This is a genomic window from Streptomyces sp. NK08204, assembly GCF_020400585.1.
GTDB lineage: Bacteria > Actinomycetota > Actinomycetes > Streptomycetales > Streptomycetaceae > Streptomyces.
The window spans coordinates 83,158-95,219 of the sequence record NZ_JAINVF010000028.1; the positions used below are offsets into that span (position 1 = coordinate 83,158).

Sequence of the window (12,062 nt, forward strand, 5' to 3'; positions counted from 1 at the left end):
CGGTTCCGAGGGATGCCCGGCCTGCTGCGGCTGCCCTCCCGCTACCCGGAAGCGGACCCCTGGCCGACCTCGAACTGCTCGAACCGGACGGGGTTCCCGTGGCCGATACCACCGCGTACCTGCGCCGCTACCTGCAGCGCCGCGACGTCGAGGTGGCCCGTGAGGGGTCCGTCGCGCATTCGACCAGCTTCCACTGAGCGATCGACTGGATACGCACCGCCCGTGCGGGCATTCCGGTCGGCGAGCGCCGATTCCATCCCAACCTCCTCATCCCGCGCCACCTGGCACACCCGCCCTCGTGGAGGACCAGCGGCTCAGTTCCAGCGTCCGCATCGGCACCACGGTATGCGTGACGTTCGTACGCTCCAGCGAGAGCTGCGTCATGGTCAACGAGTCCCACCCAGCAGGACCTGCCGCACCCCCCGCTCGTGCTGAAGACCATCGCGCGGGCGCATGCCACGCGCCTGGACACACTGGCCGCACTGGACACCGTGACCGAGCCGGGCACCATCGGCGTCGGGGATCCCGTCGCCCTGATCCGACCCTGACCGACCCTGACCGACCCTGATCCGAACGCCGGCCGCACCGGCGAAGCGAGAGGAATCCAACCGACCCATGGGAACCGTCACGGCCCTGCACCGGTACCCGGTGAAGTCCATGCTGGGAGAGACACTGACCGACGCGGTGGTCACCGAACGGGGGCTGCACGGAGACCGGATGGCCGCCGTCCTCGACGAGGCGGGCACGGTCGGCAGCGCCAAACACCCCCGCAAGTGGGGCCCGTTGCTGACCTGCCGCAGCCGCATGGCGGCCGATCTGACGATCACCGTGCAACTGCCGGACGGAACGGACCTGCCCGCCGGGGACCCTCACCTGGACGCGCGGCTGTCCGCACTGCTGGGTCGTCGCGTCGCTCTGTCGGCCACCCCGCCAGAACACGGCGGCCTGCTGGAGCGGGCCGTCCCCGACTACCGCGGAGGAATCCCCGACAGCCTGCGCGCCACCGCCTCCACCGACACCACCGGCGCGGCCATCACCTCCGGCAGCGTGGCACCGGGAACGTTCTTCGACTACGGCACCGTTCATCTCGTCACCACCGCGACCCTGGCACGGCTGCACTCGGCCTACCCGGCGGGGGACTTCGACCCCCGCCGCTTCCGCCCCAACCTCGTTGTCGACACCCTTGGCGAGCCGGGCTTCGTGGAGGACGCCTGGATCGGTATCCACCTGCGCGTAGGCGAGGCCCTCCTCCGCCCCCTGGTGCCCACACCCCGCTGTGTGATCCCCACCCTCGGCCAGGACGGCCTCCCACCCGACCCCCGCATCATGCGCACAGTCGCGAGCGAGCACCGCATTCCCGTCCTCGACCTCGGCCGGCTCTCCTGCGTCGGCGTATACCTGGACGTCGTGGAACCCGGTACTGTGCGCGTCGGCGACCCGGTCACACGAGAAGACGGCTTCTGATCAGCCGCACGCAGCCCGGGCCAACGATGACCGTTCAACCCGGTCGGAAGTGTTGTGTCTTTCTGCTGGCCGGGGGCACAGCGCCCGTGTGCCGTCCGCCTCACGCGTGTGGAGATGACCGTCCTTGTCCCGGTCCGGTGCGGGGCACCCGGATCGCCTCCATCACTGCGGTGAACTGAGTGCAGCCGTTGGTGTTGCCGCCCGTCACGGTCAAGGCGAGCGGGCGGCCGACGCCGTCGCAGCCCAGGCTGCCAACTGATCGGCCTTCAGGCAGATCAGAACGTGCGCTCGTATGCGCTGCGGTCAACCGGTGCGGCGGGAGCGGGCCAGAGCCAGCCACCCGAGGACCGTGGCGAGCAGCCCCAAGAGCAGGGCCGCAGCGCCACCAACCACTCCGTTACCAGTGCCGGGACCACCGTCGGCGACGGCCAGATTCAGCGCGCCACCGACCACGGCGATCAGACCCGCCACGAGAGCCGTGATCGCCCCCTTCGTCCCACCGTCGCCGATACGACGGACTGAGCGGGCCAGAGCCAGTCGGCCGATGACCACGCCGGCCAGTGCCAGCAGCGCGGCCGCGGTGGCCCAGAATCGCGCGGCAGTCAGGGTGTATGCGCCGACCTCGGCCGACTGGGCCGAGGCGTGCGCGGCCGCCGGCGCGGCAAGCCCGATGCCTCCGAGCAGGGCGGCTGCGACTGCGGCAGGCAGGCGACGAACAGACATCAAGATGCTCCTTTCTTCCTGCGACGGGATGCCGTCCAAGCATGTCTGCCGGACCTGCCTCGAGTCGTCCGGCGGCCGTAGACACTTCGCGCTGTCGCCCCGATGCCGCATCCGGCTACCACGGGCGCCGCAGGCGCCACGAAGGTACCGCGTGTGCAGTAGTCAGCCGCTCGCCCGCGAGGTGGACTCGCCCGTACGACAAGACGGCCGAGTCTTACCAACCGCCGTCACCCTCGCAGGCCTGCTGATGTGGGCGTCGCATGTGGCGATAGGATCTTTCTTCTGAGCCAGGAATTCTGTTCGGACAGCTGGCGAGGCGCTGGAGGATCTCGTCTGTGGTCTTGGTCCAGACGTACGGCTTGGGGTCGGTGTTCCGGACGGCGATCCAGGCGCGGATGTCCTCCTCCAGGGCCTGCACGGATCGGTGGACGCCGCGTCGTATCTGCTTGATCGTCAGCTCGGCGAACCAGCGTTCCACCAGGTTGAGCCAGGACGACCCGGTGGGGTGGGGGTGAGTACAGGTGGAAGCGGGGGTGGCCCGGCAACCAGCCCGCACCAAAGCCCCCGGCGAACGCCAACACGCACCGAACGGCGGATCATCGAGGTTCGCCTGACGCGCCCGTGGGGACCGGCGCGGATCGCGCACCTGCTACGGCTGGTCCCGTCAACCGTGCACCGGGTACTGACCCGCTACGCCCTGGCCCGGCTGGCCCACCTCGACCGCGCCACCGCTACGAACGCGACCGCCTCGGCGAACTGGTACATGTTGGCGTCAAGAAGCTCGGCAAGCGCAGGCTCACCGGTTCGGCCGGTACTGCCGGTACTGCCGGTTCCGCCGGCTCAACGTCGGCATCGACATCACCGTCGCCGTCAAGTGGCAACCGGCCGCCGCCGGGACCGGGCCGCCTACGCCGCCGACGTCAGCCGCCGCACTCCCCCGCAACATCCGGTCACACGAACCAGGAGTACCGACATGAGATTCGACAACCACCGCGTGGTCATCACCGCCGCCGGCCGCGATTTCGGCCGCACCCTGGCCATCCGACTCGCGGACCTCGGTGCCGAGGTCTTCCTCTCCGCGCGCACTCTCGCCGCCGCTGAGCGTGTCCGCGACGAGATTCGAGACCGAGGGCACCAGCAGGTGCACGCCTTCGCCTGCGACCTGACAGACCCTGCCTCGATCCACGACTTCGCTGCCGGCATCGCCCAACACACCGACCGCATCGACGTGCTGATCAACAACGGCTCCCGCTACCTCAACGGCCCAGACCTCCAATCCGCCTCCGACACCGACGTGGTCGACACCATCGCGTCCGGCGCCACCGGCACGGTCCTGACCGTGAAGAACTTCCTGCCCCTCCTGCTCAACTCGGACAAGCCGGATGTGGTGACCATGATCTCCGCCTGCGCAGCAGCCGGTCATCACCGCTCAGAGGCACACGACGCCTTCTACGCAGCCAAGAGCGCCCAGGCAGGGTTCGCCGAGATCCTCTCCAAGCGCATGCGGCCCCAAGGAGTACGGGTGATATCCCTCTACCCGCCCGACTTCAACAACCCTGACCCGCTCTCCGAGGAATGGGAGAGCACGCCACGCGAGGCCAAGGACGCCCTGACCGCGCAGTCACTCGTGGAGTGCATCCTCTTCGCTGTCGCCCAACCCCGCGACTGCTTCATCAAGGCGTTCCACTTCGAACAGGTATGACCGGCTCCTGGCATGTCCCACATGGCGACTGACACCGGGCCCGGAGCGGCCATGGAGTCCCGGACCACAGGCATGCGGACAGCTCCCACACCCGACTCCACCATGAGCGGTCTTCCATGACGACCTGGTGCGGACCTACCGCGGTTTCCTCGACCGGCGCCGGGCCGACCGACCGCAGGGCGAGTACCGCGAGCCCACCGAATCAGGAGTGGCACGACTTCCAGCAGCACTTCGAGCTCCGCAAGGTGTCACTGGGTACCTGTGGGCGCCCCCGCGGAACCCCCTGCCGGCACGAACACGCCTGCTTCTCTGAACCAGGGCTTGGGCGCTTGAAGCTCAGGGAGCGCCCATCGACGTGTCGACGGATGCTGCGAAGGCCGCGAGGGTAGTGAAGTCGTCGTTCCGCAGGCCAATCCGTGGATTGACGTGATGGAGCAAGACGGCTGCGTGGTGGTTGGCAGCCACGTGTGCATGATCCGCGTCGCTCTGTTCGTCGTCCACCCAAGCGAACGGTCGGCCGCTGGCGTACTCCAGCAATGGCTCCAACTTCCAGTGAACGCCATCAGGGCGGTCGTTGAGCAGGGCATCACCGAAGCCGACGAACGGCAGCTCAGGCAGACCGAGCGTAGGTCCGATCCACTTGTTCGCGTCGCTCATCCAGGTTGTGGCCCAGCAGATCTCGTATCCGAGAGCCAACAGCGCCGGCCCGTGATCGGGGTTGAGCCATACCCGGAGTGGCCTCATACGGGTCCGCAGTCTCCCGTGCCCCTCAACTGCCCCGCTCTCCTGTGGGACGCGAAGGGTGGTGTAGCCCTCGGGGCGCTTCTCGGGCTTTGCCGCATACGGATTCAGGGGTCCGTCCACGTCAAGGAACAGCAACGGCCGACTCATGGCACCCCCAAAGTTGCGCTCCCGATCTACTGAGCCACCGGAGCATATCCGGTGTCACGCGTCGCTGGAGCGTCCAGCGGCCGCCGTGAAGCCAGGCACCCCGAGATCGATCGCCGCGGCCGTGCGGGCCGTGGTGGCGTCCATCCGGGCGAGCTTGTCCACGGCACCAGCGAGGCTGACTTCCAGTCCTCCGGCTTCGCCGAGCCAGCCCTCACGCCCGGCCTCAGCGATGCGGGCGACGACGTGGTCGCGGATCTCCTCCAACCGGCCGCGCTGGGCCGGGTCCGGCCGGAGGAGCGAGCAACGAATACAAGCGTGTCCATGAACACAAGGGCGCGAAAAGGCACGAGCGCAGGTACCGACGGACACTTCGCGCTTCTCGAAGTGCGCCACGAAAGCATCCCATTCCTCCTCGGCGGGTGTTCGATACTCAAAATGGGTGGGTCTACTCGTCGAGGTACCGGTGTCTGATGTCACCGGGCGAGGTGACGAGCTGGCCGTCTCGGACCTGCCATTCAGTTGGCCCGTCGACTTCGTGGCTGGCAAGGAACAGGCCCCGGATGAGGTCTCCGTCGTCGTCAGAGGCCGGGATCCGGGCGATCTCTCTGAGCTGGTTCATGAACCAGTCCAGGGCCGACGCGCGGATGTCGGCGCCGTAGAAGATGTAGTGGGTCCAGTTGACCTGCTGCCGAGGTGTGCTCCACCCGTTGGAGTAGTGATCGTCTGCGTGGGACGAGATGATCTCTTGGACGGTGACGAGTTGTGTCTCGTCGCACTCCAGCCACCCTCTGACCGATACGTAAACGCCCATCGACATGTCCTTTCTGTAGTCGTCAGTCCTGGTGCGAGAGCCGTCGGCTGACGTCGGCTGTGTAGGTGCCCCAATCGCCGGCTGCGGCTCGCTGCCATTTGACGGCGATGGTGATGTCGATGCCGAGGGTCCGGGCGAGGAACGCGGCGGGCAGCTCGGTGGCGAGCTGGAACGGGGCGGTCGAGCGGGTCTCTGCGAGTCGGATGCCGAGTTTGCGGAGGCGTTCGCCCATGGCCCGGACGCTGATCGGACGGCCGGGCTGGCCACCGGGGAACAGCCAGGGCGAGTTCCGTGCGCGCGAGGACGGCGTGACTGCGGCGAACCGCGACCTGTTGGGTGGCCAAGCAGGCGACGAAGGCCTACCTTGATCGTCTACTGCTCAGGCGGGGGGAGTCATCAAAGAAGTCCACCACTCCCAGGCTGGACATGCCGCTCAGAAGCGATGGTCACTGACACAAGCCCTGATTCGTAGGCGCTGATCACTAGTTGCGCACGGTCGCGTGCCCGCAGCTTGCTCAGTAGCCGACCGATGTGTGTTTTGACGGTGCCGTGGCTGAGGTGGAGGTGTTCGGCGATGTCGGTGTTGGAGAGGCCGCGGGCCACGAGTAGCAAAACCTCTCGCTCTCGGTCTGTGAGGTCCTTCAGCGAGGAGCCGGGCACCGGATACGCATGGGGAAAACGGGCGAACTCGGCGATCAGACGCCGGGTCACCGACGGTGCGAGGAGGGCATCTCCGGCGGCGACCGTGCGGATCCCCGCCAGCAGGACCTCGGGAGAGGTGTCCTTGAGGAGGAACCCCGCTGCTCCGGCCCGCAGCGCGCCGTACACGTACTCGTCGAGGTCGAATGTGGTCAGGATGAGGCCTCACGCGACCCCGACTACGCGGCTCGTCGACCACCCGGTTGATGCAGGACCTCTTCCAGCAGTGGGTGAGCGGTGGCAACCCGGCCTCGTGTTCAGCACCGCCGCTCGGGGACGCCGCAAGCCAGCTCACCGCCGTCATGCTGCGCCGACGGGAATCTCGGTCGTCGGCACAGGTCGACGCTCCCCTGACCAGCCGCACGCCGTCTCCTGCGCAGACTGCGGTGCAGCACTACCCGCATCACCGGCCTCGCACAGGCCGTCCTCGCCCTTCACATCACACGGGTCTGAGATTGGAAAAGGCTCACTGGCCAACTACAGCGCTCAGTCACAGGTCTGGTGACTGAGCGCTCGGGTTGGCCACTTTGAGCGTCGCAGTTGGCCACTGGGTATTCCTGTCTTCGAACTGGGTAGAGGTGTGCAGCCTGTTGGACAGGACGGTTCTCTTCAGGCGACGCCAGGGAGCCGTCCCGGGAGACCGAGGGCCGGGGACTGGTTGCGTCTGGTGGCCGAGTCCTCCGACGAGCGACGCGACCGCAGGTATCAGCTGACCAAATCGGTCCGCTTCGGGACCCGATGCGGCCTGTCGCCGCCCCGTCCGCACAGCTGAGGCTTGGAACATGACCCGAGCACTGATCGTCATCGATGTCCAGGAGTCCTTCCGCGCCCGTCCGCTGTGGGAAGCGATCTCCGACCCGAAGATCGCCGACAAGGTGAACCGACTGGTCCGGCTGGCCCGCCGGGCCGGGGACCTGGTGGTGTGGGTACTGCACTCCGAGCCCGGGAGCGGCGGTGTCTTCGACCCGGCCCTCGGTCACGTCCGGCTGCTGGAGGAGTTGGAGCGGCGGGAGGACGGCGAGCCACTGATCCACAAGACCTCGCACAACGCCTTCACCACCACCAACCTGCAGCAACTCCTCACCGAGCACCGGGTCCGTGAACTCACCCTTTGTGGTATCCGCACCGAGCAGTGCGTGGAGACCACCGCACGCGTCGCGAGCGACCTCGGCTACGTGGTCACCTTCGTCGTCGACGCGACCGCCACCAACCCGATCCCGCATCGCGACGCCCCCGCCGACCAGAGCGTCGCCGAACTACTCGCCGACCCCCGTACCCTGCCCGCCGACGAGGTCGTCCGGCGCACCGAATACGCCCTCGCCGGCCGCTTCGCCACCATCGCGACGGTCGACGAGGTGGAGGCCGCGGCAGATCTTCGGGCATGATGACCGAATAGTGAGCCACGTCGTCTTCTTCCTGGTGCCCGGAGTCCACCTGCTGGACCTGGCCGGCCCCGCGCAGGTCTTCTCCACCGCAGCCGACTTCGGGCACCCCTACACCCTCACCTATGTCGCCGAGCGGCAGCAGGTCCCCACCGCCCAAGGGCTGCCTCTGGTGGCCAGGCCCGACTGGCCCGAACTCGGGCCCGAGGACCTGATCGTGGTCCCCGGCTGGCGGGCCGTCACCCTTGCCGACTCGCCTGACATTGCCGACGCCTCTCTGAAGGTCCTGCGGGACCATCACACCAGGGGCGGGACGGTGGCCAGCGTCTGCGCTGGCGCGGAGGCACTCGGGCAGGCGGGCCTGCTCAAGGGCCGCCGCTGCACCACCCACCACGACGTGCAGGACGAGCTTGCCCTGCGCCACCCCGGAGCGGTCGTCGTCCGCGACGTTCTGTTCACTGCCGACGACCGGGTGATCACCTCGGCCGGCATCGCCAGCGGCATCGACCTGGCCTTGCACCTCGTCGCCGGTCGGCACGGTCCTGCCGTCGCCGCCCAGGTCGCCCGGGACATGGTCGTCTACGCCCGCCGCAACGGCCACGAGCCGCAGTCCAGCGCGATGTTCCGGCACCGGTCCCACCTCGACGACACCGTGCACCGCGTCCAGGACCTCATCGACACCCGCTTCGACCAACAGCTACCGCTGCCCAGCCTGGCCTCGGCCGTCGGCGTCAGCGAACGCACCCTCACCCGGCTCTTCAACCGCGCCACCGGCCTCACCCCGCTGCGCTACCAGCAGACCCTGCGCCTGGAACGCGCCGAGCACCTCATCAGCCACGGCGCCACGGTCGACGCCGCCGCCCGTTCGGTCGGCTTCGCGGACGCGCGCATGCTGCGCCGCCTGCGCGCCCGCGCGGCCTGACGAAGGCCAGCAGAGCCGACCCGTGTCGGTGCGGGCCCGACGGCGCGCTTTCCCCGGACGGGGTTCGCTGGTCACCTCGGAGACCGACACCGCTACCAGCCGGGCGGCCAGCGCAACCAGGACCACGACCAGGCTCATCGCCGTGTCCAGGATGACCGCGGAGAGCACAGCGAACCCGAACGAGCTGATCATCAGCGGCAGCTGGAACTCCGCGCCGCCCAACCCCAAGAGCGCCGACGGCCGCTCCCGCACCGAACGCCATGGGCGCCGAGTGCACCGAACGCAGCGGAGCCAGGTTCTGGTCGGTGGTCATGGCGGGCATCCTCGCCGGTTCGCCTCCGGTTCGCCCGGGTCGACGGCGCGGACTCGCACACGCCGGACTTCCTGGCGCTGACGCCGGGGGCGGCCTGGCTGCTCGAGGCCGCGGTTGGATGGCGGTATGCAGTGGTAACGGGCTGGCATCGGCAGGTGATGACCGTCGTGGACACGCTGCCGGCCCGGCGCCGGCCGATGACGGACGGCTCGGGCTGCAGCACCAGATCGTCGTGGTGCTGGGGCGGCAGCCGCGGCAGTTCGGGGACCTGGTCGAGCAGACACAGATGCCGGCGGTCGCCCGGGCCCACGTCGTCCACCTGTTCTGGCACGGCGCCTGGCCGTGGATCTGCGCCAGCCGTTCGGAGATGCCACGTGGGTCTACCCGGTGGGCGGGTTCTGATGGGCGGCAAGCAGCAGGCGATCCGGTTCGAGTACCTGGACGAGGAGGTGTCGGCGTACGACCTAAGTGGTCCGTTCCGGAAGTCCTTCGGGGGTTGATCACGCGGCGAGGCGGAAGGAGGATCCTTCCGGGTGATCGGCGGTGTGCTGGTCGAGCCTGGCCAGCAGATCGTCCAGGTCGGAGGTGGTGAACTTCCACTGGAACGGCTGTGCCGTGGCGTTGTAGCGGTTTTCGAAGGATCGAAGCCGGTCCCCGACCTGGACGAGGTCGGTGAAGTCGTTGGGTGAGACGACCTTGCGCTGGACGACGGAAAAGTAGATCTCCACCTGGTTCAACCAGGAGGCGTGGATTGGGGTGTGAGGAGCCGTTGTCCACGATCCAGAACACACGCTTGGCGCTGGCGTAGGGTTCGACGCTCATGACCTGGGTGACCAGGTTCATGAACGGGTCGATGCCGGTGCGTGGTTCGGTGCGGCCGAACACCTTCGCGCGGTGGATGTCGTAGGCCGCGAGGTAAGCCAGGGCGCCTCCGCGGCCGTAGGTGTGGTTCACGCGCATGGCGCGGGCCTTGCCGGGGGCGAGGGTGGGGTGGCAGCGGCAGCGGGCCTGGATGGAGGTCTTCTCGTCCGCGCTGATGATGTACTCGTCCTCACCCAGCTCCTGGCCTTGCCAGGTACGGGCGTACAGGTTGCGGACGCGTTCGGCCTTGGCGCGGAAGTCGGGGTCGGTGATGAAGATCCAGGAGCGATACTGCCAGGGCTTGAGGGCGTCCTCGGCCAGCCAGCGACGCACGGTGGTGGCCGACACGAACGCGGCGATGCCCCGCTGGATGGCCTCGCGGGCCAGCTCCGCGCACGACCAGCGCGCCAGCGGCACCCCGGTCTCGGCGGGCAACTGGCAGGCCAGGGCCTTGACCTGGGCGGCTTGCAGCGGGCTGAAGGCGGGTGGTCGGCCGGTGCGCTTGCGGTCGGCCAGGCCTGGTAGGCCCTGCTCGGCGAATCGGCCCCGCCAGGTGCGCACGGTGTCGAGGTGCAGGCCCATCTCACGGGCGATGCGCGCGTTGGAGCGTCCCCTGGCCGCGTGCAGGACGACCTGCGCGCGCAGGCGCATCCGATGCTCGGTCTTGTGGCCATAGGCCATCTTCTTCAGCCGCTCGCGCTCGGCGCAGGTCGGGACTATCGGACGGGCTGGGACAACGGGCATGGGACGAGGGCCGATCGGCAGAAGTGGATCGCGTCAGGCGATAGCCTGCCGTGTCCGCAGCCAGGCCCCTCGGGCAGGATGGCTGCCATTTCATCTGGCTCTCCCTCGAGCAGCGTCTTGACGAGTACGCCCGCACCGCCCGGCCTCAGCTGAGCTTGCGTTGTCGGACGTCAGCCATCAGTTTGTCCAGTATCGCAATGAGCGCGGTGCGTTCGTGGTCCGACAGGCAACTGACGAGTGTGGCTTCTCGGTCGAGCACGGTGTCAACGGATCGCTCGATGAGCGCGTGGCCTTCGGCCGTGAGTTCCACCAGGACGGTTCGGCGGCCGGTGGTTGCTGGTGTTCGTCGGACGAGGCCGTCGCGTTCGGCTCGGGCGACGCGTTGTGAGATCGCGCCGGCGGTGACCAGCGTCCGCCGGGCGATCTCGCGGGTGCTGAGGGTGTAGGGCGGGCCTGAGCGGCGGATGACGGAAAGTAGGTCGAGGGTGGCCGCATCGATCCCCGCCTCTCGCAGAGCCCGGTTGCGGTCGTCGGTGAAGAGCTTGGCCAGCCACCAGATAGGGGTGACGATCTCGATCGATTCGGTCGGGGTGCCCGGTCGCTCCCGTCGCCAGGCCGCGGCGATCTCGGTGGCGGAATGGACGGGTACTGGGTTCTCTGCTGCAGCGGTGTCGGCCACGGTGTGATCCCTTGTCAATCTCAGCTATGTTTAGGTCTAAACGTAGCAGTGGGCAGGAGGATCCATGACCCGCATCGTGGTTGTCACCGGAGGAACCAGCGGCATCGGCGCTGCCATCGCCCAAAGGTTCGCCGTCGACCAGGCAGAGGTCTTCATCACCGGACGTCACTCTGAAACCGTCGAGCTGGCTGCCAAGGAACTGGGGGTGCACGGTGTCGTCTGTGATGCGACCGACCCGGGGCAGGTCGCATCGCTTGCCGCCCGCCTTGGGGAGCTGGACGTCCTGGTCAACGCCGCTGGCGGCCTGCCCGAGGCGGCATCAGGTGACGGAGCATCTCTGGATGCGCTGCTCGCCCAGTGGCATGCCAACCTGGGGCAGAACCTGCTCACCGCGGTACTGACCACGTCCGCGGTCCAGGACAAGCTCACCAGCGACAGCTCCGTCATCAGCATCGGCTCGATCGGTGCCGAGCGCCGTGGCGGCTCCTACGGCGCGGCCAAGGCCGCTCTGGCCTCATGGAGCGCCTCACTGTCCGCCGAGCTCGCTCCCAGAGGAGTGACCTGCAACGTCATCTCCGCGGGTTACATCGCAGGCACCAACTTCTTCCGCGGCCAGCTGAGCGATGAACGCCACCGTGCACTGGTTGAGGAGACGCACAACAAACGGCCCGGCGCGGTCGACGACATCGCCCAGACCGCGTTCTTCCTCGCTTCCCCGGGCGCCCGGCACATCACCGGACAGACCATCCATGTCAACGGAGGTGCCTTCACCACGCGGTAGTGCCATTCGGCCCTGGAGCAGCTGACGAGACGACACTCACAACATCAGATCCGAAGTCAACCCCCGAAGGACGTCTGGAACGGACCACTA

General features: G+C 68.1%; 12 protein-coding genes and 4 pseudogenes. 6 read left to right on the plus strand and 10 right to left on the minus strand.

Annotation, left to right across the window (positions count from 1 at the left end; translation table 11 throughout):
- Positions 1–615: 615 nt before the first annotated feature.
- The gene (locus K7G59_RS29780; RefSeq protein WP_225839644.1) at positions 616–1,464 is read left to right on the plus strand and encodes an MOSC domain-containing protein; all 849 of its coding nucleotides are present in this window, start codon (positions 616–618) and stop codon (positions 1,462–1,464) included.
- Positions 1,465–1,767: 303 nt separating this feature from the next.
- Here the strand turns inward: K7G59_RS29780 and K7G59_RS29790 are convergent, their stop codons facing one another.
- Both K7G59_RS29790 and K7G59_RS29795 read right to left on the minus strand, forming a co-directional pair.
- Positions 1,768–2,187 (minus strand): DUF6223 family protein, encoded by a 420-nt coding sequence (locus K7G59_RS29790; RefSeq protein ID WP_225839646.1) that lies wholly within the window; start codon positions 2,185–2,187, stop codon positions 1,768–1,770.
- Between the two features lie 214 nt (positions 2,188–2,401).
- Positions 2,402–2,735 (minus strand): annotated as a pseudogene (locus K7G59_RS29795) (hypothetical protein); the annotation flags it as partial.
- Between the two features lie 425 nt (positions 2,736–3,160).
- Here K7G59_RS29795 and K7G59_RS29805 point away from each other — a divergent pair.
- Entirely contained in the window at positions 3,161–3,889 is a 729-nt protein-coding gene (locus tag K7G59_RS29805) for an SDR family oxidoreductase (RefSeq protein ID WP_225839648.1), read from the plus strand.
- A gap of 336 nt (positions 3,890–4,225) precedes the next feature.
- Here K7G59_RS29805 and K7G59_RS29810 read toward each other — a convergent pair whose 3' ends face one another.
- From K7G59_RS29810 to K7G59_RS29830, 5 genes and pseudogenes are all read right to left on the minus strand, one after another.
- The gene (locus K7G59_RS29810; protein WP_225839650.1) at positions 4,226–4,780 is read right to left on the minus strand and encodes a hypothetical protein; all 555 of its coding nucleotides are present in this window, start codon (positions 4,778–4,780) and stop codon (positions 4,226–4,228) included.
- A 54-nt stretch (positions 4,781–4,834) separates the two neighbouring features.
- Positions 4,835–5,044, minus strand: a complete 210-nt coding sequence (locus K7G59_RS29815; RefSeq protein ID WP_225839652.1) for a hypothetical protein — start codon at positions 5,042–5,044, stop codon at positions 4,835–4,837.
- A gap of 181 nt (positions 5,045–5,225) precedes the next feature.
- Complete coding sequence (locus tag K7G59_RS29820) at positions 5,226–5,591, minus strand: hypothetical protein (RefSeq protein WP_225839654.1); 366 nt, start codon at positions 5,589–5,591, stop codon at positions 5,226–5,228.
- A gap of 22 nt (positions 5,592–5,613) precedes the next feature.
- Entirely contained in the window at positions 5,614–5,823 is a 210-nt protein-coding gene (locus K7G59_RS29825) for a hypothetical protein (RefSeq protein ID WP_225839655.1), read from the minus strand.
- Between the two features lie 164 nt (positions 5,824–5,987).
- Positions 5,988–6,452 (minus strand): annotated as a pseudogene (locus K7G59_RS29830) (LuxR C-terminal-related transcriptional regulator); the annotation flags it as partial.
- Between the two features lie 204 nt (positions 6,453–6,656).
- On the opposite strand from K7G59_RS29830, the pseudogene K7G59_RS29835 reads away from it, so the two are divergent.
- The 3 genes and pseudogenes from K7G59_RS29835 to K7G59_RS29845 form a co-directional block, all read left to right on the plus strand.
- Positions 6,657–6,743 (plus strand): annotated as a pseudogene (locus tag K7G59_RS29835) (IS5/IS1182 family transposase); the annotation flags it as partial.
- 329 nt (positions 6,744–7,072) lie between these two features.
- Entirely contained in the window at positions 7,073–7,675 is a 603-nt protein-coding gene (locus K7G59_RS29840) for a cysteine hydrolase family protein (RefSeq protein WP_225839657.1), read from the plus strand.
- Positions 7,676–7,685: 10 nt separating this feature from the next.
- A complete protein-coding gene (locus tag K7G59_RS29845) occupies positions 7,686–8,594 on the plus strand; it encodes a GlxA family transcriptional regulator (protein ID WP_225839659.1) in 909 nt (302 codons plus the stop codon).
- Positions 8,595–9,407: 813 nt separating this feature from the next.
- Here K7G59_RS29845 and K7G59_RS29850 read toward each other — a convergent pair.
- From K7G59_RS29850 to K7G59_RS29860, 3 genes and pseudogenes are all read right to left on the minus strand, one after another.
- Complete coding sequence (locus K7G59_RS29850) at positions 9,408–9,635, minus strand: hypothetical protein (protein ID WP_225839676.1); 228 nt, start codon at positions 9,633–9,635, stop codon at positions 9,408–9,410.
- Positions 9,636–9,708: 73 nt separating this feature from the next.
- A pseudogene (locus K7G59_RS29855) lies at positions 9,709–10,512 on the minus strand (IS630 family transposase); the annotation flags it as partial.
- A gap of 145 nt (positions 10,513–10,657) precedes the next feature.
- On the minus strand, positions 10,658–11,191 hold the full coding sequence (locus K7G59_RS29860) for a MarR family winged helix-turn-helix transcriptional regulator (protein WP_225839660.1): 534 nt from the start codon (positions 11,189–11,191) through the stop codon (positions 10,658–10,660).
- A 64-nt stretch (positions 11,192–11,255) separates the two neighbouring features.
- On the opposite strand from K7G59_RS29860, the gene K7G59_RS29865 reads away from it, so the two are divergent.
- On the plus strand, positions 11,256–11,972 hold the full coding sequence (locus K7G59_RS29865) for an SDR family NAD(P)-dependent oxidoreductase (protein WP_225839662.1): 717 nt from the start codon (positions 11,256–11,258) through the stop codon (positions 11,970–11,972).
- The last annotated feature ends 90 nt before the right edge of the window (positions 11,973–12,062 follow it).

Coding starts and splice junctions, on each gene's coding strand:
- K7G59_RS29780 (WP_225839644.1), top strand. CDS start 616: ATGGGAACCGTCACGGCCCTGCACCGGTACCCGGTGAAGTCCATGCTG.
- K7G59_RS29790 (WP_225839646.1), bottom strand. CDS start 2,187: ATGTCTGTTCGTCGCCTGCCTGCCGCAGTCGCAGCCGCCCTGCTCGGA.
- K7G59_RS29805 (WP_225839648.1), top strand. CDS start 3,161: ATGAGATTCGACAACCACCGCGTGGTCATCACCGCCGCCGGCCGCGAT.
- K7G59_RS29810 (WP_225839650.1), bottom strand. CDS start 4,780: ATGAGTCGGCCGTTGCTGTTCCTTGACGTGGACGGACCCCTGAATCCG.
- K7G59_RS29820 (WP_225839654.1), bottom strand. CDS start 5,591: ATGGGCGTTTACGTATCGGTCAGAGGGTGGCTGGAGTGCGACGAGACA.
- K7G59_RS29825 (WP_225839655.1), bottom strand. CDS start 5,823: ATGGGCGAACGCCTCCGCAAACTCGGCATCCGACTCGCAGAGACCCGC.
- K7G59_RS29840 (WP_225839657.1), top strand. CDS start 7,073: ATGACCCGAGCACTGATCGTCATCGATGTCCAGGAGTCCTTCCGCGCC.
- K7G59_RS29865 (WP_225839662.1), top strand. CDS start 11,256: ATGACCCGCATCGTGGTTGTCACCGGAGGAACCAGCGGCATCGGCGCT.